This window comes from Streptomyces sp. NPDC006435 (assembly GCF_040612315.1).
GTDB lineage: Bacteria > Actinomycetota > Actinomycetes > Streptomycetales > Streptomycetaceae > Streptomyces.
The window spans coordinates 307,564-327,037 of sequence record NZ_JBEXPY010000003.1 but is presented as its reverse complement, the minus strand read 5'-3'; the positions used below and the strand labels follow the sequence as shown (position 1 = coordinate 327,037).

Here is a 19,474-nt window from a genome sequence, read left to right as displayed (position 1 = left end):
GCGTGCGTGCCGTCGTCCTAGCCGCGCCGCTCCAGCGCCGCGCGGGCCAGCTCCGTCAGCCTGATGACCGACGCGTCGGCCACCGAGGCGACCTCGTCGTACGCGAACCAGCGCAGGTCCAGCGACTCGTCGCTGATCTGCTCCGTCGCGCCCGAGGGCGCCAGCGCCACGTACTGCACGTCCATGTGCCAGTGGCAGGGAGCGGGGATCGGGTGGCGGTCCAGCGTCACCGGGCCGCCCGGGAGCAGCGTCAGACCGCTGACGCCGGACTCCTCGGACGCCTCCCGGAGAGCCGCGGCGGCCAGCGAGGCGTCCTGCGGCTCGCAGTGGCCGCCCATCTGTAGCCACATCCGCAGCTTGCGGTGGAGGGTGAGCAGCACCCGGCCGCGCTCCGGATCGACGACCAGGGCGCTGGCCGTCAGATGACCGGCCCCGCAGGCCTTCCACATGCCGTCGGGGTGTTCCGCCAGATGATCGAGGTAGAGCCGGCGCAGCTCGTCCTGGGCCGGGTCGGCCCGCTGCTCGTACTCCTTCAGCACGAGCACGGCGTCGTCGTACAGGCTCACCGCTCGGTGTCGCCCTTGTTGTCGTCGCGGCCCTCGGCGCCGTCGGTGTCGTCCCCGTCGTCCGCGGCGGGCTTCTGCGTGCCCTGGGTTCCCTGCGCGGCCTCGCCGAGCATCTTGTCCAGCTCGGAGAAGTCCAGCTGCTCGTGGTGCACGAAGCCGTCGGGATCGTCCAGGTCCTGGGCCGTCGGCAGCATGTCGGGGTGCTCCCACAGGGCGTCGCGCCCGTCGAGACCGCGCGCGTCGGTGAGGGACGCCCACAGCCGCGAGGCGTCGCGCAGCCGTCGCGGGCGCAGCTGCAGACCGATGAGCGTGGCGAACGTCTGCTCGGCCGGACCACCGGAGGCACGGCGCCTGCGCATCGTCTCGCGCAGCGCGTCCGCCGAGGTCAGACGGGACTTCGCGGCCTCGTGGACCACGGCGTCGACCCAGCCCTCGACCAGCGCGAGCGCCGTCTCCAGCCGGGCCAGGGCGGCCTTCTGCTCCGGCGTGTCCTCCGGCTGGAACATGCCCTGCTGAAGGGCGTCCTGCAGCTGCTCGGGCTGCGACGGGTCGAACTGGCCGACCACGTCCTCCAGCTTGCTGGTGTCGACCTTGATGCCGCGCGCGTACCCCTCGACGGCACCGAACAGGTGCGAGCGCAGCCACGGGACGTGGGCGAAGAGCCGCTGGTGGGCGGCCTCGCGAAGGGCCAGGTACAGCCGCACCTCGTCCTGCGGGACGCTGAGGTCCTTGCCGAACCTCTCGACGTTCAGCGGAAGGAGCGCGGCCTTGCCCGCCGGGCCCAGCGGCAGCCCGATGTCGGTCGAACCGACGACCTCACCGGCCAGCACGCCGACGGCCTGCCCGATCTGCTGGCCGAACATAGCGCCGCCCATCGACCGCATCATGCCGATCAGCGGGCCGGCCATCGCCTGCATCTCCTCGGGCAGCACGTCGCCCATGGCGAGACCGACGCGCTCGGCCACCGGGTCGACCAGCTTCTGCCAGGCGGGCAGGGACGCCTCGACCCACTCCGCCCGGCTCCACGCCACGGTCGAGACCGAACCGGAGGGCAGCGACGTCACGCCGTCCAGCCACAGGTCGGCCAGGCGCAGCGCCTCGTCGACCGCGGACCGCTCGGTCGGACCGACGCTGGCGTCCTTGGTGCCGTCCGGCGTGCCCTGCGAGACCGTCTGGCGGGCGATCTGCTTGGCCATGTCCCAGTTCACGGGACCGCCCTCGTAGCTCAGCATCTGGCCGAGCTGCTGGAAGGCGGCGCCCAGGTCGTTGGGGTTCATCGTGCCGAACATCGCCGCGAACGGATTCTCACCGCCCGCGCCGGGCCCGAAGCCGAACGGGTTCGCAGGCCCGCCCGAACCCTGCCCACCTCCGGTGGGGTCCTTCTTCTTGCCCTCGTCGCCGTTCTCCGGCTCCTCCGGCGGAAGGCCGAATCCGAATGGGGTGTCACTCACGGGTTTCCTCGGCTCGTAGGGCCGCCGGCTCGAACCGGCGGCGACTGCCCGACATCACCATCCAGCGTAGACACCAAAAGTCCGCTCAGGGCCTCAGTGCTCCGTCGGGGCCCGCCCTGCGGCAGGATGGACGCCACCTGGTACGCACGCGTCACTCGGGTACGTACTGAAGACAACCGCTGGAGACGCCCGGTGAGTTCCCCAGACCCTCAGGTTCGCGCAGCGCGAAACCCGTCCGACCCCTCGACCGAGAGCAAACCCGCAAAGAGCCCTTCCAGAAGCCGTGGCCCCGTCGTCGCGATCACCGGAGCCGCCGGCGGCGTGGGCGAGCTGCTCACCGCGCGCCTCGCGGCGTCCGAGGAGATCAAGCAGGTCATCGCCATCGACGAGCGCCGCGGCGAGGTGTCCGAGGCGACCTGGCACCTCCTCGACGTCCGCGACCCCGCCATCGCTGAGAAGCTGCGCGGCGCGGACGTCGTGGTGCACCTGGCGCTCGACCTCGACCTGGAGACCGACCCCGCGGCCCGCACCGCCTACAACGTGCGCGGCACCCAGACCGTGCTGACGGCCGCCGCGGCCGTCGGCGTCCACCGGGTCGTGCTGTGCACGTCGGCGATGGTCTACGGGGCGCTGCCCGACAACGACATTCCGCTCGCCGAGGACGCCGAGCTTCGGGCCACGGCCGAGGCCACCGGTGTCGGCGACCTCCTGGAGATCGAGCGGCTCGGCCGCCGCGCGCCCCGCGCCCACCCCGGACTCAACGTGACCGTGGTCCGGCCCACCGTCCTGGTCGGCGGCACGGACACCGCGCTGACCCGCTACTTCGAGTCGCCGCGTCTCCTGGTCGTCGCCGGATCGCGTCCGGCCTGGCAGTTCTGCCACGTCGACGACCTGGTCACGGCCCTGGAGTACGCCGCACTGGAGAAGATCGACGGCGAGTTCGCGGTCGGCTGCGACGGCTGGCTGGAACAGGAGGAGGTCGAGGAGCTCAGCGGCGTCCGCCGGATGGAACTGCCCTCCGCCGTGGCCCTGGGCGCAGCCGCCCGGCTGCACCGGATCGGTCTCACCCCGTCACCGGCGGGCGACCTGGCGTACACGATGCACCCCTGGGTGGTCAGCGTGAGCCGGCTGCACGACGTGGGCTGGCGCCCGGCCTGGACCAACGAGGAGGTGCTCGCCGCGCTCCTCGAAGAGGTCGAGGGCCGGCACACCGTCGCCGGACGCCGACTCGGCCGCAAGGACGCCACCGCGGCGGGCGCCGCCGGTGCGACCGTGGCACTGCTGGGCACCGCCGCGCTGGTCCGCCGCGCCCGCAAGGCCCGCCGCCGCATCTGAGCGGGGCGGGCCCGCGCGCCCTCCCGGACACGCACCCCTCCGGGGTGCTGTAGAAGGCTCCAAGGCCGGGGGCGGCCCGCCGGTGGAAAACGCCATTACGCGCTGTCGGTGCCGTACGGCACCATGGGTCGCATGGCTCCCACTCACGACCACCCCGGCGAGCAGGCGTCGACGGACCCCGTCCGGCTGCTGGAGATCCGCGACACGCCGCTGTCCGTCGACGAGGTCTTCCGGGCCGTCGGGGACGACGCCGCCGGTGGCACGGCGCTCTTCGTCGGCACGGTGCGCAACCACGACGGCGGTCAGGACGTCGGCGCGCTCGGGTACTCCTGTCACCCGTCGGCGCAGGACGAGCTGCGCCGGGTGGCCGAGAAGGTCGCCGCGAACTTCCCGGTCCGCGCGCTGGCCGCCGTCCACCGGGTGGGCGACCTCCAAGTGGGCGATCTCGCGGTGGTCGTCGCCGTCTCCTGCCCGCACCGCGCCGAGGCGTTCGAGGCGTGCCGCAAGCTCATCGACGACCTCAAGCACGAGGTCCCGATCTGGAAGCACCAGCGCTTCTCGGACGGCACCGAGGAGTGGGTCGGCGCCTGCTGAGCGCAACCCGGACGTACGGCCGTCCGGACCTGATTTGCGTAACCGCACCCCTGCCGTGAGCGTTGATTCCGCAGACGGTTAATCTGCTGATCGGTCAGTTGCGGTCGCTCATGGGGTAGGGAGGTCGTAATGGCAGCACTCGCCTGGTTGTTGATTCCGCTTTTCGCTGCGCTCGGCGCTGCGATATGGGGAAGCTGGGCCGCTCGTAATCGCACGACCGGTGATGTCTCCGAGCTCGCCGGGTATGCCCGGTTCCGTGAGGCGATGGAGAAATCGCACTCCGGTTCCGACGTGGTCTGAAATCCGTCGCACATACGCAGTCGCCAACCCGCGGCGCGGCTCCGGTCACGGACGCCCTCCGGCGCCGCGCCCCGCCCTGGCGCCCGTTCCGTGCGGACCGGCCCCGACAGTGCACTGACAGTCCCTTCCCGTACTGTCGTTCCATGCCACGCCGCACCGCGACGATGCTCGCCTCCACCCTGATCCTCATCGCGCTGCTCTGCGCAGGCGTGCTGATCAAAGTGCCGTACTCGGAAATGTCCCCCGGACCGACCGTGAACACCCTCGGCAAGGTCGGCAGTGAACCCGTCCTGCAGATTTCCGGGCACAAGACGTACCCGACGTCCGGGAACCTCAACATGACGACGGTCAGGGTCACCGGCGCCGACTACCGGATGAACCTCGTCGAGGCCGTCTACGGCTGGCTGGCCCACGACAGCGTGGTCGTGCCGCACGACACGCTGTACCCCGACGGGAAGACCGAGCAGGAGTCGACCCAGGAGAACGCCGAGGAGTTCAGCCAGTCCCAGGAGAGCGCCAAGTTCGCCGCGCTGACCGAGCTGGGCATCCCGGTCTCCTCGCGCGTCGTGGTCTCCACGGTCGTGAAGGACAGCCCCGCCCAGGGCAGGCTGCACGCGGGCGACGTGATCAAGCAGGTCGACGGCACGCCGATCGAGCAGCCGGAGGACGTGGCGAAGCTCGTCACCCGCCACGAGCCCGGCGAGAAGGTCACGTTCACGATCATCCCGGCGAAGACGGCACAGGCGGCGGAGAAGGCCGGCAAGGAGCCCGAGGGCAGCCGGGAGATCGTCATCACGACGGCGAAGGCCCCCAAGGAGGACCGCGCGATCGTCGGTATCCAGGCCGGGACGGACCACACCTTCCCGTTCCGGATCGACATCGAGCTCGCCGACGTCGGCGGACCGAGCGCCGGCCTGATGTTCTCGCTGGGCCTCATCGACAAGCTGACGCCCGGCAAGCTCACCGGCGGGAAGTTCATCGCGGGCACCGGCACGATCGACGACAAGGGCAAGGTCGGCCCGATCGGCGGCATCAACATGAAGCTGGTCGGCGCGCGCGACGCGGGCGCCAGGTACTTCCTGACGCCGGACGAGAACTGCAGGGCCGCCGCCTCCGACACGCCGAGCGGGCTCACCCTGGTGCGGGTCAAGACGCTCGCCGACGCGCGGAAGTCCCTGGAGAAGATCGGGGCGGGGGACACGGCCGGCCTGCCGAGCTGCTCGGCAGGCTGACCGCGCCCCCTGCGGGGCCGCGGCGGGTCAGGCCTCGAAGGTCGCGGCCAGCGCGTCGGCCAGTCCGGGCACCAGACCGGCACCGGTCCGCACCTCGCTCGGGGTGTCCTTCGCCCGCAGCCGCACGGCCGACTCGCGCGTACCGTCCCGGAGGACGGCCACGGTCATGCGCACCTCCTGGCGCTCCGGGTGCTTGGCGACCCATTTGGTCAGCTGCGCGTCGCTGAGCCCCTCCGGCACGGACGCCTCGGCGGACGGCGGCAGCATCAGCCGCTCCACCGACATCGCGCATCCGATCACCGCGTCGGGCCAGGCGATCGTGGCCAGGAACTCGTCCAGGGCGGTGCCCGGCGGCAGCTCGTCCTGTTCGATGGGGGTGAGCGAGGAGGCCGGGGCCTCGGAGTCGTCGAGGCCGAGCTGGGCCGCGAGACCGGGCTCCTGGACCCGCAGCCTGGCGGTGTCGACCAGGGCGAAGAGCCGGGCCGGCTGGTCCCAGCCGAGACCGGAGATGTACTCGTCGATTTCGAGCACGGCGACGGTGAGGGGGCTCGCGGCCATCGGGGGGCCCGAGGGGGAAACATTGGACATGACCAACATCCTGCCTCCTTCCGCCCCGGTAACGGGAACTAGGTAAAGCCTCAGTAAGTTGCATAGGTGGGCTCTACGATCGCTGGGCCCGCTCAACAACGACCCGCGAACTTCGAGGTGCGCACGTTGGCTTTCCAGATGCCGGACCGCGGCGGAGGCCCGACAGGGCCACGGATCAGAGTCGGCCGCCCGTCCCGGCGCGCCCGTACCCTGCTCATGACATTGGGCGTCCTGGCGATTCTCGCCATGGCGTTCGTCATGTTCGCCGGGTTCTGGACGGACTGGCTCTGGTACCGGTCGGTCTCGTACTCGTCCGTCTTCACCACCACCCTGTGGACCAAGATCGGGCTGTTCCTCGTCTTCGGACTCCTGATGGCCGTGGCCGTCGGGCTGAACATCTGGCTCGCGCACCGGCTCCGGCCGCCGCTGAGCGCGATGTCCCTGGAGCAGCAGAGCCTGGACCGCTACCGGATGAGCCTGGCCCCGCACAAGAAGTGGGTGCTGCTCGCGATCACCGCGCTCGTCGGACTGATCGCCGGGGCGTCCGCCTCCGGCCAGTGGCGTACCTGGCTGATGTACGTGAACGGCGTGGCGTTCGGGCAGAAGGACCCCCAGTTCCACCTGGACGTGTCCTTCTACGCCTTCGACCTGCCGTGGTACCGCTTCCTGCTGGGCTTCGGCTTCGCGGCCACGGTGCTCTCGCTGATCGCCGCCGGGCTGACCCACTACCTGTACGGCGGGCTCCGCATCACCAGCCCCGGCGCCCGCGCGACCGGAGCGGCCACCGGCCACCTGTCGGTGCTGCTCGGGGTCTTCGTCTCGCTGAAGGCCGTGGCGTACTGGCTCGACCGGTACGGCCTGGCCGTGAAGTCCAGCGACTTCAAGGCCACGGACAACTGGACGGGCCTGCGGTACGTCGACGCCAACGCCTACCTCCCGGCGAAGACCATCCTGTTCTGCATCGCCGCGATCTGCGCCGTGCTGTTCTTCGCGACGCTCTGGCGCCGCACCTGGCAGCTCCCGGTGATCGGCTTCGGCCTCATGGTGCTCTCGGCGATCCTGATCGGCGGGCTGTACCCGGCGATCGTGCAGAAGTTCCAGGTCCAGCCGAACGAGCAGGCCAAGGAAGCCCCGTTCATCCGGAAGAACATCGACGCGACGCGTGACGCGTACGACATCGACGACGCGCAGGTCGACGACTACTCCGGCAAGAGCACGACGGACGACGACGCCAAGCTGCGTGCGAGCGCGGACAGCGCCGCCAGCTACCGGGTGATGGACCCCAACGTCGTCTCCCCGGCCTTCCAGCAGCTCCAGCAGAAGAGGAACTACTACCAGTTCCCCAGGACGCTGGACGTCGACCGCTACAAGGACGCCGCCGGCAAGGACCAGGACACGATCATCGGTCTGCGCGAGCTCAACCTCGACGGCATCCCCAAGCGCAACTGGATCAACGACCACTTCACCTACACCCACGGCTACGGCGCCATCGCGGCCCGGGGCACGACGACCGGCAAGAACCCGAAGGGTTCCCCGGACTTCACCGAGTCCGGCCTGCCGACGGGCGGTGAGCTCGGCAAGTACGAGCAGCGGATCTACTACGGCGAGAAGACCGAGCAGTACTCCATCGTCGGCGGGCCCCAGAAGGAGCTCGACTACGAGGAGGACGGCGAGAAGACCACCAGCTACCAGGGCAACAGCGGGGTCAGCCTCTCCAACGCCTTCAACCGGGCCGCGTACGCCGTCGCGTTCAGCGAGCCGCAGATCCTCTACTCGGGAGCCATCGGCGAGGGCTCGCGGATCCTCTACAACCGCACGCCCAAGGAGCGCGTCGAGGCGGTCGCCCCGTGGCTGACCATCGACGGCGACGCCTACCCGGCGGTGGTGAATGGACGCATCCAGTGGGTCGTCGACGCGTACACCACGACCAACGGCTACCCGTACGCCTCCCGCACGACGCTCGGTGACACCACGGCCGACTCGCTGACCACCAACCAGCGCGCGGTCGTCGCCCAGCAGAACCAGGTCAACTACATCCGCAACTCGGTGAAGGCCACCGTCGACGCGTACGACGGCAAGGTCAAGCTCTACGAGTGGGACACCGAGGACCCGGTCCTCAAGACCTGGCGCAAGGCGTTCCCGGGCACCGTCGAGTCCAGGACGGACATTCCGCAGGACCTGATGGACCACCTGCGCTACCCGCAGGACCTGTTCAAGGTGCAGCGCGAACTGCTCACCCGCTACCACGTCACGAACCCCGCCCAGTTCTACAGCGGCAGTGACGCGTGGCAGGTCCCGGACGACCCGACCAACAAGGAGTCCGGTTCCGTCCCGCCGTACTACCTGAGCATAAAGATGCCCGGGCAGGACGATCAGAAGTTCTCGCTGACGACGACGTTCACACCGAAGGGACGACCCGACCTCGGGGCGTTCATGGCGGTGGACGCGGACGCGGCCAGCAAGGACTACGGCACGATAAGGCTGCTGAGGGTCACCACCACGGTGAAGGGCCCCGGTCAGGTACAGAGTGAGCTCAACGGCAACGACGACGTCGCCGAGTTCGTGAGGAACCTGAAGGGGACCGACTCCGACATCGAGTACGGCAACCTGCTGACCGTGCCGCTCGAAGGGGGCTTCCTCTACATCGAGCCGGTCTACACGCGCGGTGGCACGCAGAACTATCCGCTGCTGCGGAAGGTCGCCGCCTCGTACGGGTCGAAGACCGTCTTCGAGAACAGCCTCGGCGAGGCGCTCAACGCGGTCTTCGGGGTGGCGGGCTCGGACACCGGCCAGCCGCCCACGGACACCACCCGGCCACCGGGCGACACCACGCAGCCGCCGGTCACCGGCGACGCGGCGCTGAAGAAGGCGATCGCGGACGCGCAGAAGGCCTACGAGGCGGGTGAGGCGGCCCTGAAGGAACAGGACTGGACCGCCTACGGCGAGGCCCAGAAGGACCTGCAGGACGCGCTCGAGCGCGCGGCGGCCGCCCAGCCCAAGCCGGGCAGCGAGAACGGCGCCGGCAAGAACGGCGCGGACAAGAACGACTCCGACAAGGGCAAGACGGAGGACAAGGACAAGGAGAACGCCTCGGTCGCCCGCAGCGGCGGCTGAGAAACCCGGTAAAGGCTCCACCCCACGTCGTGGTACGGTTTCCACACAACGACGCGGGGTGGAGCAGCTCGGTAGCTCGCTGGGCTCATAACCCAGAGGTCGCAGGTTCAAATCCTGTCCCCGCTACTGAAAGACGAAGGCCCGGATCCTTTCGAGGATCCGGGCCTTCGTCGTGCCATGACGAGATTTCTTGTGTGAAGCGCGTGAAGGGCGGTTCGCAGGGCACGAGTTGGGCCCGGACGTGTTTGACTTGTCTCTCTGTGGGCATGTCGACAAAACGCTGAAGTGACCTCACTGGCCGCGATATACCGGGTGTACGCGGGTTACAGGTGGTGCGACGATGGTATTTATGGGGGACAGGGCAACTCTGTTGGAGACAGGGCGGTTTGTGCAGCGCCGCGTTCATCGGCCGGATAGCAGGGTGAACGCGGCTTTTGGTGTTGACGCCACGGTAAAGAGTGAGACCACCGACACATTTGAGACACCCGAGACGCTTGATACACCTGAGATCATCGGGACGACCGAGACCGCCGAGACTGCGGGGTGTGCCGCGACCGCCGAGAGCACGGAGTTCACAGAGAACACGGGAAGTGCCCGCGTCGGCGGGAGCGCCGAGGCCGACGGGACCTCCGGGGCGACCGGCGGTGCCGAGAGCCCGGAGAGCGCCGAGAGCGAGGCGCGTCACCGACGCGCCGCCGACGCCGGGGACACCGCGTCGATGAGCGTCCTCGGCGCGCTGCTGCTGCGCCGCGGCGATCTGGACGGCGCCGAGCCCTATCTGCGCGGCGCCACCGCGGACGGCGACCGGGCCGCGGCCAACAACCTGGGTGTCCTGCTCCATCAGCGCGGATACCCCGACGACGCGGCCGGCTGGTGGCGCGTCGCCGCCGTCGCGGGTTCCGCGGCCGCCGCGCACGCCCTCGGCCGTCACTACCGCGAGCGCGGTGACGAGCCCGGCGCCGAGTACTGGCTGCGGCAGTCCGCCGAGCAGGGCCACGCGCTGGGCGCGTACGCCCTCGCCGACCTGCTGGAACATCGCAGCGACGTCGGCGCGGAGCGCTGGCTGCGCGCCGCCGCGGAACAGGGACACAGGGAAGCCGCGTACCGCCTCGCGCGGATGCTGGACCGCAGCGCCGCGGACGACCCGCACGACGCCTTCGGACGGCCGGGTTCCGGACCCGGCTCAAGGGGCGCCGACCGGCCGGACGCCATCGACCGCGTCATGGCGCGCAGGGACGACGGCCCGGTGGCGGGCCCGAAGACCGGCCGTGTGGGCGAGGCCGAGCAGTGGTACCGGCAGGCCGCCGCGCGGGGGCACCAGCGCGCCGCCCTGCACCTCGGTGCCATCCTCGAACAGCGCGGCGAGCCCAAGGAGGCCGGCCGCTGGTACCTCATCTCCGCGAAGGCCGGTGAGGCGCGGGCCGCCTGCGCGCTCGGCTTCCTGCTGCGTGACGCGGGTGACGAGGAGAGCGCCGCCGTGTGGTGGCTGCGCGCGGCACAGGACGGCGACGGCAACGCGGCCAACGCCCTGGGCGCGCTGCACGCCGCGCGCGGCGAGCAGCAGACCGCCGAACGCTGGTACCGCGCCGCGATGGACGCGGGCGACGTCAACGGCGCCTACAACCTCGGGCTGCTCTGCGCGGCGCAGGACCGCACGCCGCAGGCCGAGCAGTGGTACCGCCGGGCCGCGTACGCGGGCCACCGCGAGGCCGCCAACGCGCTGGCAGTGCTCCTGCTCCAGGCGGGCGACGCGACCGGTGCCGAGCCCTGGTTCTCCAAGGCCGCCGAGGCGGGCAGCGTGGACGCGGCGTTCAACCTCGGCATCCTGTACACCGGGCGCGACGAGGACCGTGCCGCGCTGGTCTGGTACGAGCGGGCGGCGGCGGCCGGGCACACCGAGGCCGCGCTCCAGGTCGGCATGGCCCTGCTGCACCGGGGCGAGGAGCAGGAGGCCGAACGTCATCTGCGCTGCGCGGCCGGCGGCGGCAGCGCCGAGGCCGCCTTCCGGCTGGCCGGGGTGCTGGACTCGCGCCGACCGCCCCCCGGCCCTCCCGCGCTGGGCGAGCCGATGCCGGAGAAGACCGAGTGCGAGGAGTGGTACGAGCGGGCCGCCGAGCAGGGGCACCGCCGCGCCCAGGTACGGGTCGGGATGCTCGCCGCCGCCCGCGGCGACGTGGACAGCGCCGCCCGCTGGTACCGCGAGGCAGCCGAGGCGGGCAGCCGCAACGGTGCCTTCAACCTGGGGCTGCTGCTCGCCCGCGAGGGCAGCGAGCGCGAGGCCGCACTGTGGTGGAGCCGCGCCGCGAACGACGGGCACGGCCGGGCCGCCCTGCGCCTGGCCCTGCTGGCCGCCCGTCGTGGCGAGCTCACCGAGGGGCAGCGCTGGTGCGCTCGGGCCGTCGAGCTGGGCCCGGCGGAGGTCGCCGAACGGGCCGCCCGGCTGCGCGAGGCACTGCACCAGGAGCTGACCGCGTAGGCAGGACGGGGACGGACGGAACGTACGGGGCAGGCGGGGCCGGAGTGACGAGGCGCCGCCCTCGCCGCCCCGGGCCTTCCGGCGGGGCCGCCGATGTCGGCCCGTTCCCCGCCCCGCCTCCTCGGACCCGCCCCGGACCGTTCGCGTGCGGTGCGCGGCCGGGGGACGGAGGCTCCGGATCCGTGTCGTCCGTACGGGGGCGATATTGATTTGCACTGGTCCGGAGAGGTGACGTACTGTTGTGAACACAACGACGCGGGGTGGAGCAGCTCGGTAGCTCGCTGGGCTCATAACCCAGAGGTCGCAGGTTCAAATCCTGTCCCCGCTACTGAAAACAGAGGGCCGGATCCTTCAGGGATCCGGCCCTCTGTGCATGTCCGGGTTCGTTCCGGCGATGTCCGGGACCGCACGGGCCGCCCCGCGCGGATGGGGAAGTCGCGCACGGAAGGTCCCCGTAAACGGAAAGCCCCCGTGCCGCGATCGCCGGCCGGCCGGTCGAGCCGGCTCAGGCCGCCGCGGCGCAGTTCGGGCAGATGCCCCGGTAGGTCACCTCGACGTCGGAGACCGTGAAACCGAAGCGCTCCTCGCTGGGCAGGTCCGCCATCGGGTCGCCGGCCGGGTGCACGTCGCGGATCGCACCGCAGCTCGCGCAGACGAGGTGGTGGTGGGGGCGGTGCGCGTTCGGGTCGTAGCGCTTGGCGCGGCGATCCGTGGAGACCTCGATGACCTCGCCGAGCGTCACCATCTCGCCCAGGGTGTTGTAGACGGTGGCGCGGGAGATCTCGGGCAGCTTGACGACGGCCCGCGCGTGGACCTCGTCGGCCGTCAGATGCACATGGTCCCCGTCGAGGACCTCGGCCACGACGCGCCGCTGTGCGGTCATGCGCCAGCCGCGTCCGCGGAGTCGTTCCAGCAGGTCACTCATGACGACAAGCCTAACAGTGGAGGGGGCGTATCCCGAACGGGTGTTGATTTGGATGCCAGCTTGACTTGGACAATGTCCATTGTAGGATCGGGATCGGCATACGCCAAGGGACAGGCTGTGCAGGACATGACGAATGTGCAGGAACGACGCAGGAGGCGCACGTGACGCAGGGACCGCTCACCACGGAGGCCGGCGCGCCGGTCGCCGACAACCAGAACAGCCAGACCGCGGGCGTCGGCGGTCCCGTCCTGGTGCAGGACCAGTCACTGCTGGAGAAGCTGGCGCACTTCAACCGCGAGCGCATCCCGGAGCGCGTCGTGCACGCCCGCGGCGCCGGTGCGTACGGCACGTTCACGCTCACCCGTGACGTCTCGCAGTGGACGCGGGCGAAGTTCCTCTCCGAGGTCGGCAAGCAGACCGAGACGTTCCTGCGCTTCTCCACCGTCGCGGGCAACCTCGGTGCGGCCGACGCGGTGCGCGACCCCCGCGGCTGGGCGCTGAAGTTCTACACCGAGGAGGGCAACTACGACCTCGTCGGCAACAACACCCCGGTGTTCTTCATCAAGGACGCCATCAAGTTCCCCGACTTCATCCACACCCAGAAGCGCGACCCGTACACCGGCTCGCAGGAGGCGGACAACGTCTGGGACTTCTGGGGTCTGTCCCCCGAGTCCACCCACCAGGTGACCTGGCTCTTCGGTGACCGCGGCATCCCCGCCAGCTACCGCCACATGAACGGCTACGGCTCCCACACCTTCCAGTGGAACAACGAGGCCGGCGAGGTCTTCTGGGTCAAGTACCACTTCAAGACCGACCAGGGCATCAAGAACCTCACCTCGGAGGAGGCCGCCCTCCTCGCCGGTTCCGACCCGGACAGCCACCAGCGCGACCTGCGCGAGGCCATCGAGCGCGGCGACTTCCCGACCTGGACCGTGCAGGTCCAGATCATGCCGGCGGCCGAGGCGGCCACGTACCGCTTCAACCCGTTCGACCTCACCAAGGTGTGGCCGCACGAGGACTACCCGCCGATCGAGATCGGGAAGCTGGAGCTCAACCGCAACCCGGAGAACATCTTCGCCGAGGTCGAGCAGTCGATCTTCAGCCCCGCGCACTTCGTGCCGGGCATCGGCCCGTCCCCCGACAAGATGCTCCAGGGTCGTCTCTTCGCCTACGGCGACGCCCACCGCTACCGCGTCGGCATCAACGCCGACCACCTGCCGGTGAACCGTCCGCACGCCACCGAGGCGCGCACCAACAGCCGTGACGGCTATCTGTACGACGGTCGTCACAAGGGTGCGAAGAACTACGAGCCGAACAGCTTCGGCGGCCCGGCGCAGACGGACCGCCCGCTGTGGGGGCCCACCACCGTCAACGGCGAGGTCGGTACGCACGCGGCCCCGAGCCACGCCGAGGACGACGACTTCGTGCAGGCCGGAAACCTCTACCGGCTCTTCTCCGAGGACGAGAAGGCGCGACTGGTCGACAACCTCGCCGGGTTCATCGCCAAGGTGTCGCGCGACGACATCGCCGAGCGCGCGATCGACAACTTCCGCCGGGCGGACGGCGACTTCGGCAAGCGTCTGGAGGCCGCGGTCCAGGCCCTGCGCGGCTGACCCGGACGCCTGTCGTCGACGGTGGGCCGGCCTCCCTTTCCCCCGGGAGGCCGGCCCACCGGCCGTTCCGGGGCTCTCAGCCGATCAGCTCCGCGTGGCGACGGCGCCTGGTGGGTGTCCAGCAGCGCAGGATGTCGCGGACCGAGACGATGCCCACCGGTCCGTGGTCGTCCAGCACGATCAGATGGCGGAACCCGCCGTGCGTCATGGCCTCCGCGGCCTCCTCCAGGGTCCAGGTGGGGGCGGCGAAGACCACGTCGGTGGTGGTGTGGGCGGCGACGGTCTCGACGTCGGGATCCTGGCCCCAGCCGACCGCGTCGAGTATGTCGCGTTCGGTGAGGATGCCGAGCCCGCTGGTGTCCTGGTCGAGGACGACCGCTGCTCCGACGCGACGGACCGACATCAGCCGAGCGGCCTGACGGAGCGTGTGGGCGGGGCCGATGGTGAGGACCAGAGTGCTCATGGCGTCGCGGACGAGCATGAAGGGAGCCACCTCCTTGTCGGAACGACCGCACGGGTCGGTTCACAAATGCACAAGCGGGGGGACTCCCAGCGTCGCACCGATGCGGGGCACCGACAAGGGGTGAAGCCGCCCCGGAGTGCGCACACGGGGGCGCGCGGCGGAGCCCCGGACCGCCCCCGGTCGGCCGGGCGGGGCCTCCGGCGCGGTCCGGGCGGCGGATGCCCCCTGTGCGCGCCCCGGGGGGTACGGGGCGCGCGGCGCGGGCGCGGGGGCGGTACCGGGTCAGTAGCGCTGGTTCAGATAACCCAGCAGCTCGTGGTGGAGCAGGCCGTTGGAGGCCGCGGCGTTGCCGCCGCCGGGGCCGGAGACCCCGTCCAGGCTGGTGAAACTCCCGCCCGCCTCCTGGACGACGATCGCGTTGGCGGCCATGTCCCAGAGCGAGAGCTCCGGCTCCGCGCAGATGTCCACCGAGCCCTCGGCGACCATCATGTACGGCCAGAAGTCGCCGTACCCGCGGGTGCGCCAGCAGGCCCGGGTCAGGTCCAGGAACCCGTCGAGACGGCCCTGCTCCTCCCAGCCGCTCAGCGACGCGTACGCGAACGAGGCGTCCGCGATCCGCTCGACCTTCGACACCTGGAGCCGGGTCGCGGAGGTCAGGCTGCGGCCGGTGAACGCCCCGGCCCCCTTCGCCGCCCACCAGCGCCGGTTCAGCGCCGGGGCCGACACCACGCCGACGACCGGCTGGAAGCCGTCCTCCCCGGCCTCCATCAGCGAGATCAGCGTCGCCCAGACCGGTACACCGCGCACGTAGTTCTTGGTGCCGTCGATCGGGTCGATCACCCAGCGCCGCGGACCGGTGCCCTCGATGCCGAACTCCTCGCCCAGGATCGCGTCACGCGGGCGCGCCCGCTGGAGATGGCCCCGGATCAGCTCCTCGGCGGCCTTGTCGGCCTCGCTCACCGGCGTCATGTCCGGCTTGGTCTCGACCTTGAGGTCCAGGGCCTTGAACCGGTCCATCGTCGCCGCGTCGGCGGCGTCCGCCAGTACATGGGCAAGGCGCAGATCATCGTGGTAATCGGGCATGTCGTCACAGTATCGACCGCAGGTGAACGGGACCACAGGACCCCGGGCCCGCGCGGGCCATTGACAGTTCTCCGGGGCGCCCCAACGCTGGAACGGAGCCCTCGGCGCGGGAGGCGACGATGCCCACAGCGCGGGAAGCACTGCTGGACGCCGCCCTCTCGGCACTGGCGACCCGGCCCTGGACGGCGGTGCGCATGGTCGACGTGGCGGCCGCCGCCGGCGTCTCCCGGCAGACCCTCCACAACGAGTTCGGCGGCAAGGACGGCCTGGCCCGCGCCCTGCTCCGGGACGCCGCCGACGGCTATCTGGCCGGGGTGGAACGGGCACTGGCCCCGGCTGGTGGCGCGACGGAGAAACTGACTGCCGCCGCCGTCTGGACCGTCCGGGCCGTACGTGCGAACGCCCTGGTCAGAGGGGTGTTGACGGGTTGCTGGAACGAGCGGACACCCCGCCCCGTGCGCTGTGGCCCTCCGCCGCTCTCGACGGTGCCCGCCCAGCGGCGCGCCGATGCCGGGACACCGCCGCCCGCGGAGCTGCTCCGGCTGGCCGGGGAACGCGCGGCGACCGCCCTCGGGGCCTCCCGCCCGGACCCGGCCGCGCCACGGCCGCCGTGCGACCCGGCGGCGCTCGCCGCGCGCTGCGAGATCGTGCTCAGGCTGGCCCTGAGCTACGCGCTGGTGCCGGCGCGGCCCGGTACGGGGCCGGTCCCGCTGGTGCGCCATGTGCTGGAGGGGGCACCCGGCCCGGTCGCCTGAGCCGCGTTCCCGCAGGTGGCCGACGCGGTGCCGGTCAGTGGGCCGAGCCCGAGAGCTGGAGCCCGATCACCCCGAGGATGACCAGGGTGATGGAGACCAGCTTGAGGGTGGAGACCACGTCGTCGAGGAAGACCATGCCGTAGATCGCGGTGCCCGCCGCGCCGATGCCGGTCCACACGGCGTAGGCGGGCCCCACGTCGAGCTTCTTCAGCGACAGCGTCAGCAGACCGAAGCTGCCGAGGGCGAAGACGGCGAACGCGATGGTCGGCCAGAGCCGGGTGAAGCCGTGCGAGAGTTTCAGACAGACGGCGAAGCCGGTCTCCAGAAGTCCTGCGACCACGACCAGCAGCCACGCCATCGTCAGTGCCCTCCCACGTCGGTGACCGCCTTGCCGGGCTCGGTGTGATTATGCACTTACCGGTGGCGGCAGATCGCAAACGTGCCCGGCCCGGTCACCGACGCGTCGCCCGGCCGGGACCGGGCCGTCGGGTCAGTCGCCCTCGCGCCGCTCGCGGGTGGACAGCAGCCGGCGCAGCGAGTCGAGCCGTGCCGGGTCGGCGTGGCCGTCCGCCACCCAGGCGTCCAGGGCGCATTCCGGTTGCCGGCTGTCGTGGGTGCAGCCGCGCGGGCACTCCTCGGCGCCGGGCTCCAGGTCCGGGAACGCGTGGATCACCCGGGACGGGTCGATGTGGTTGAGCCCGAAGGAGCGCACGCCGGGGGTGTCGACCACCCAGCCCCGGCCGCCGGACAGCGGCAGCGCGAGCGCCGACGTGGTGGTGTGCCGGCCGCGGCCCGTGACCGCGTTGACCACCCCGGTCGTGCGCCGCCGGTCCTTCGGCACGAGGGCGTTGACCAGCGTGGTCTTGCCGACGCCGGAGTGTCCGACGAAGGCGGTGACCCGGTCGTCGAGCAGTTCGCGGACCCGCTCGGCGGCGTCGCCGCTCTCCAGCTCCTCGCGGCTGGTGACGACGAACGGGACGCCCAGCGGGGTGTACGCCTCCAGCAGCTTGTCCGGGGAGGCCAGGTCCGACTTGGTGAGCACCAGGAGTGGGGAGAGCCCGCCGTCGTACGCGGCGACCAGACAGCGGTCGATCATCCGCGGCCGGGGTTCCGGATCGGCCAGCGCCGTGACGATCGCCAGCTGGTCGGCGTTGGCGACGACCACCCGCTCGTACGGATCGTCGTCGTCCGCGGTCCGGCGCAGCACCGAGCGGCGCTCACCGATGCGGACGATGCGGGCGAGGGTGTCCTTGTCGCCGGAGAGGTCCCCGACGATCGAGACGGTGTCACCCACCACGGCGGCCTTCCGGCCCAGCTCGCGGGCCTTCATCGCCACGACCGTACGGCCGTCGACGAGACAGGTGAGACGGCCGCGGTCGACGGTGATGACCATGCCGTCCTCGGCGTCCTCGTGCTTGGGACGGATGTGGGTACGGGGCCGGTTGCCCTTGCGGTTGGGGCGGACCCGGACGTCGTCCTCGTCGGGGTTCTTGCCGTAACGGCGCATCTCTCAGACCCCGAGCATTCCGGTCCACATCTGCGGGAAGTCCGGCAGGGTCTTGGCGGTTGTCGCCACGTTCTCGATCTCCACTCCGGGGACGGCAAGGCCGATGACCGACCCCGCGGTTGCCATCCGGTGGTCGTCATACGTATGGAAGGTACCGCCGTGCAGCGGCCGGGGCCGGATGTGGAGCCCGTCGGCGGTCTCGGTGACGTCGCCGCCGAGCTCGTTGATCTCCTTGGTGAGCGCGGCCAGCCGGTCCGTCTCGTGCAGCCGCAGATGGGCGACACCGCTCAGGGTGGACGGCGAATCGGCGAGGGCCGCGACCGCCGCGATGCCGGGCGTCAGCTCGCCGACCTCGCCGAGATCGACGTCGATGCCGTGGATGCGGCCCGATCCGGTGAAGGTGAGACCGTGCTCGGTCAGCTCGCAGCTGCCGCCCATCGCGGTGAAGATCTCGCGCAGCGCGTCGCCCGGCTGGGTGGTGCGCTCGGGCCAGTCGGGGATGGTGACCCGGCCGCCGGTGACCAGTGCGGCCGCGAGGAACGGCTGGGCGTTGGACAGGTCGGGCTCGATGGTCAGGTCGCGGCCGAGCAGGGCGGAGGGGGAGACCCGCCAGACGTTCGGCTCGCCGCCGGTCTCCGGCTCGTCGACCTGCGCGCCGACCGCCCGCAGCATGTCCACGGTCATCCGGATGTGCGGCATGGAGGGGAGCCGGGCACCGGTGTGGCGCACCTCCACCCCCTGGTTGAAGCGGGGCGCCGAGAGCAGCAGCGCCGAGACGAACTGGGAGGACGAGGAGGCGTCGATCGCCACCGGCCCGCCGTCCAGCGCACCGCTGCCGTGCACCGTCATCGGCAGCGAGCCGCGCCCCTCGTCGTCGATCCGGGCACCGAGCACCCGCAGCGCGTCGATCACGCCGTCCAGCGGGCGCTCGTACGAACGCGGGTCGCCGTCGAACCGGATCGGGCCGTCGGCGAGGGCCGCGACCGGCGGCAGGAAGCGCATCACCGTGCCGGCGTTGCCGACGTCGACCGTGGTGGGGCCGTGCAGACCGGCCGGGATGACCCGCCACGCCTCGCCGGACGCCTCCGGGCCGCCCGTGACGGCGGAGCTGGACGAGACCGTCTCCTCGATGCCGACGCCCATCGCGCGCAGCGCCTCGGCCATCAGCAGGGTGTCGCGGGAACGCAGCGGACGGCGCAGCCAGCCGGGCTCGGCGGCGAGCGCGGCCAGGACGAGCGCGCGGTTGGTGACCGACTTCGACCCGGGCACGGTGACGGTCGCGTCGACGGCCCCGGTCGCATGCGGGGCGGGCCAGAGGGCGGGGTGCGCGGAGCTTTCGGTCATGGCCCTCACTTTAGTGGCTCACCGCGAACCCGAATCCTGGGCGGAACGGTGGAAACCGGGGCGTCGCACGGGTGTGGCGGGCTCCGGGGACCGGCCTTCGCCACCCGTCCCGCGCCCGGGGCGCCGCC

The 19,474-nt window shown here is 71.3% G+C and carries 17 protein-coding genes and 2 tRNA genes; 10 read left to right on the top strand and 9 right to left on the bottom strand.

What is annotated here, in order from left to right; all coding sequences use genetic code 11:
• Positions 1 to 17 precede the first annotated feature (17 nt).
• Positions 18 to 566 carry an NUDIX hydrolase gene (locus tag ABZZ04_RS05735; RefSeq protein ID WP_356930909.1) on the bottom strand — a complete coding sequence of 183 codons (549 nt, stop codon included), beginning with the start codon at positions 564 to 566 and terminating at the stop codon, positions 18 to 20.
• Positions 563 to 2,017, bottom strand: coding sequence for a zinc-dependent metalloprotease (locus ABZZ04_RS05730; protein WP_356930908.1), 1,455 nt, complete (start codon positions 2,015 to 2,017; stop codon positions 563 to 565). The genes ABZZ04_RS05735 and ABZZ04_RS05730 overlap by 4 nt, the downstream gene beginning before the upstream one ends.
• 192 nt (positions 2,018 to 2,209) lie before the next feature.
• Between ABZZ04_RS05730 and ABZZ04_RS05725 the strand changes: the two genes are divergently transcribed.
• The 4 genes from ABZZ04_RS05725 to ABZZ04_RS05710 all read left to right on the top strand — a co-directional run bounded on the left by ABZZ04_RS05725 (position 2,210) and on the right by ABZZ04_RS05710 (position 5,478).
• A complete protein-coding gene (locus tag ABZZ04_RS05725) occupies positions 2,210 to 3,352 on the top strand; it encodes an SDR family oxidoreductase (protein ID WP_356930907.1) in 1,143 nt (380 codons plus the stop codon).
• Between the two features lie 132 nt (positions 3,353 to 3,484).
• Positions 3,485 to 3,946 (top strand): molybdenum cofactor biosynthesis protein MoaE, encoded by a 462-nt coding sequence (locus ABZZ04_RS05720; RefSeq protein WP_356930906.1) that lies wholly within the window; start codon positions 3,485 to 3,487, stop codon positions 3,944 to 3,946.
• Between the two features lie 129 nt (positions 3,947 to 4,075).
• On the top strand, positions 4,076 to 4,246 hold the full coding sequence (locus ABZZ04_RS05715) for a hypothetical protein (RefSeq protein ID WP_187438840.1): 171 nt from the start codon (positions 4,076 to 4,078) through the stop codon (positions 4,244 to 4,246).
• Between the two features lie 143 nt (positions 4,247 to 4,389).
• On the top strand, positions 4,390 to 5,478 hold the full coding sequence (locus ABZZ04_RS05710; RefSeq protein WP_356930905.1) for a PDZ domain-containing protein: 1,089 nt from the start codon (positions 4,390 to 4,392) through the stop codon (positions 5,476 to 5,478).
• 27 nt (positions 5,479 to 5,505) lie between these two features.
• Here the strand turns inward: ABZZ04_RS05710 and ABZZ04_RS05705 are convergent, their stop codons facing one another.
• Positions 5,506 to 6,075, bottom strand: coding sequence for a PPA1309 family protein (locus ABZZ04_RS05705; RefSeq protein WP_356930904.1), 570 nt, complete (start codon positions 6,073 to 6,075; stop codon positions 5,506 to 5,508).
• Positions 6,076 to 6,204: 129 nt separating this feature from the next.
• Here ABZZ04_RS05705 and ABZZ04_RS05700 point away from each other — a divergent pair, with 129 nt between their 5' ends.
• The 4 genes from ABZZ04_RS05700 to ABZZ04_RS05685 all read left to right on the top strand — a co-directional run bounded on the left by ABZZ04_RS05700 (position 6,205) and on the right by ABZZ04_RS05685 (position 11,984).
• Positions 6,205 to 9,180 carry a UPF0182 family protein gene (locus ABZZ04_RS05700; RefSeq protein WP_356930971.1) on the top strand — a complete coding sequence of 992 codons (2,976 nt, stop codon included), beginning with the start codon at positions 6,205 to 6,207 and terminating at the stop codon, positions 9,178 to 9,180.
• Positions 9,181 to 9,232: 52 nt separating this feature from the next.
• Positions 9,233 to 9,306: transfer RNA gene (locus ABZZ04_RS05695), tRNA-Met, on the top strand.
• Between the two features lie 214 nt (positions 9,307 to 9,520).
• Positions 9,521 to 11,656 carry a tetratricopeptide repeat protein gene (locus ABZZ04_RS05690; protein ID WP_356930903.1) on the top strand — a complete coding sequence of 712 codons (2,136 nt, stop codon included), beginning with the start codon at positions 9,521 to 9,523 and terminating at the stop codon, positions 11,654 to 11,656.
• A 254-nt stretch (positions 11,657 to 11,910) separates the two neighbouring features.
• Positions 11,911 to 11,984, top strand: a tRNA-Met gene (locus ABZZ04_RS05685).
• 177 nt (positions 11,985 to 12,161) lie between these two features.
• Here ABZZ04_RS05685 and ABZZ04_RS05680 read toward each other — a convergent pair.
• Complete coding sequence (locus ABZZ04_RS05680; protein WP_356930902.1) at positions 12,162 to 12,581, bottom strand: Fur family transcriptional regulator; 420 nt, start codon at positions 12,579 to 12,581, stop codon at positions 12,162 to 12,164.
• Positions 12,582 to 12,742: 161 nt separating this feature from the next.
• On the opposite strand from ABZZ04_RS05680, the gene ABZZ04_RS05675 reads away from it, so the two are divergent.
• Complete coding sequence (locus tag ABZZ04_RS05675) at positions 12,743 to 14,194, top strand: catalase (RefSeq protein WP_356930901.1); 1,452 nt, start codon at positions 12,743 to 12,745, stop codon at positions 14,192 to 14,194.
• A 76-nt stretch (positions 14,195 to 14,270) separates the two neighbouring features.
• Here the strand turns inward: ABZZ04_RS05675 and ABZZ04_RS05670 are convergent, their stop codons facing one another.
• On the bottom strand, positions 14,271 to 14,675 hold the full coding sequence (locus tag ABZZ04_RS05670) for a CBS domain-containing protein (protein WP_356930900.1): 405 nt from the start codon (positions 14,673 to 14,675) through the stop codon (positions 14,271 to 14,273).
• Between the two features lie 264 nt (positions 14,676 to 14,939).
• Positions 14,940 to 15,740, bottom strand: coding sequence for a histidinol-phosphatase (gene hisN, locus ABZZ04_RS05665; protein ID WP_356930899.1), 801 nt, complete (start codon positions 15,738 to 15,740; stop codon positions 14,940 to 14,942).
• A gap of 119 nt (positions 15,741 to 15,859) precedes the next feature.
• Here hisN and ABZZ04_RS05660 point away from each other — a divergent pair, with 119 nt between their 5' ends.
• Positions 15,860 to 16,495, top strand: a complete 636-nt coding sequence (locus ABZZ04_RS05660; RefSeq protein ID WP_356930898.1) for a TetR/AcrR family transcriptional regulator — start codon at positions 15,860 to 15,862, stop codon at positions 16,493 to 16,495.
• Between the two features lie 34 nt (positions 16,496 to 16,529).
• Here ABZZ04_RS05660 and ABZZ04_RS05655 read toward each other — a convergent pair whose 3' ends face one another.
• From ABZZ04_RS05655 to aroA, 3 genes are all read right to left on the bottom strand, one after another.
• Positions 16,530 to 16,853 (bottom strand): multidrug efflux SMR transporter, encoded by a 324-nt coding sequence (locus tag ABZZ04_RS05655; RefSeq protein WP_148839111.1) that lies wholly within the window; start codon positions 16,851 to 16,853, stop codon positions 16,530 to 16,532.
• Between the two features lie 132 nt (positions 16,854 to 16,985).
• The gene (rsgA, locus tag ABZZ04_RS05650) at positions 16,986 to 18,002 is read right to left on the bottom strand and encodes a ribosome small subunit-dependent GTPase A (protein ID WP_356930897.1); all 1,017 of its coding nucleotides are present in this window, start codon (positions 18,000 to 18,002) and stop codon (positions 16,986 to 16,988) included.
• 3 nt (positions 18,003 to 18,005) lie between these two features.
• Complete coding sequence (gene aroA, locus ABZZ04_RS05645; RefSeq protein ID WP_356930896.1) at positions 18,006 to 19,346, bottom strand: 3-phosphoshikimate 1-carboxyvinyltransferase; 1,341 nt, start codon at positions 19,344 to 19,346, stop codon at positions 18,006 to 18,008.
• Between the last annotated feature and the right edge of the window lie 128 nt (positions 19,347 to 19,474).

Bases quoted from the DNA above. Each gene is read 5' to 3' on its own strand.
- ABZZ04_RS05720 (WP_356930906.1), top strand. From the start codon at position 3,485: ATGGCTCCCACTCACGACCACCCCGGCGAGCAGGCGTCGACGGACCCC.
- ABZZ04_RS05715 (WP_187438840.1), top strand. From the start codon at position 4,076: ATGGCAGCACTCGCCTGGTTGTTGATTCCGCTTTTCGCTGCGCTCGGC.
- ABZZ04_RS05710 (WP_356930905.1), top strand. From the start codon at position 4,390: ATGCCACGCCGCACCGCGACGATGCTCGCCTCCACCCTGATCCTCATC.
- ABZZ04_RS05705 (WP_356930904.1), bottom strand. From the start codon at position 6,075: ATGTTGGTCATGTCCAATGTTTCCCCCTCGGGCCCCCCGATGGCCGCG.
- ABZZ04_RS05700 (WP_356930971.1), top strand. From the start codon at position 6,205: ATGCCGGACCGCGGCGGAGGCCCGACAGGGCCACGGATCAGAGTCGGC.
- ABZZ04_RS05690 (WP_356930903.1), top strand. From the start codon at position 9,521: ATGGTATTTATGGGGGACAGGGCAACTCTGTTGGAGACAGGGCGGTTT.
- ABZZ04_RS05680 (WP_356930902.1), bottom strand. From the start codon at position 12,581: ATGAGTGACCTGCTGGAACGACTCCGCGGACGCGGCTGGCGCATGACC.
- ABZZ04_RS05670 (WP_356930900.1), bottom strand. From the start codon at position 14,675: ATGCTCGTCCGCGACGCCATGAGCACTCTGGTCCTCACCATCGGCCCC.
- hisN (WP_356930899.1), bottom strand. From the start codon at position 15,740: ATGCCCGATTACCACGATGATCTGCGCCTTGCCCATGTACTGGCGGAC.
- ABZZ04_RS05660 (WP_356930898.1), top strand. From the start codon at position 15,860: ATGCCCACAGCGCGGGAAGCACTGCTGGACGCCGCCCTCTCGGCACTG.
- ABZZ04_RS05655 (WP_148839111.1), bottom strand. From the start codon at position 16,853: ATGGCGTGGCTGCTGGTCGTGGTCGCAGGACTTCTGGAGACCGGCTTC.
- rsgA (WP_356930897.1), bottom strand. From the start codon at position 18,002: ATGCGCCGTTACGGCAAGAACCCCGACGAGGACGACGTCCGGGTCCGC.
- aroA (WP_356930896.1), bottom strand. From the start codon at position 19,346: ATGACCGAAAGCTCCGCGCACCCCGCCCTCTGGCCCGCCCCGCATGCG.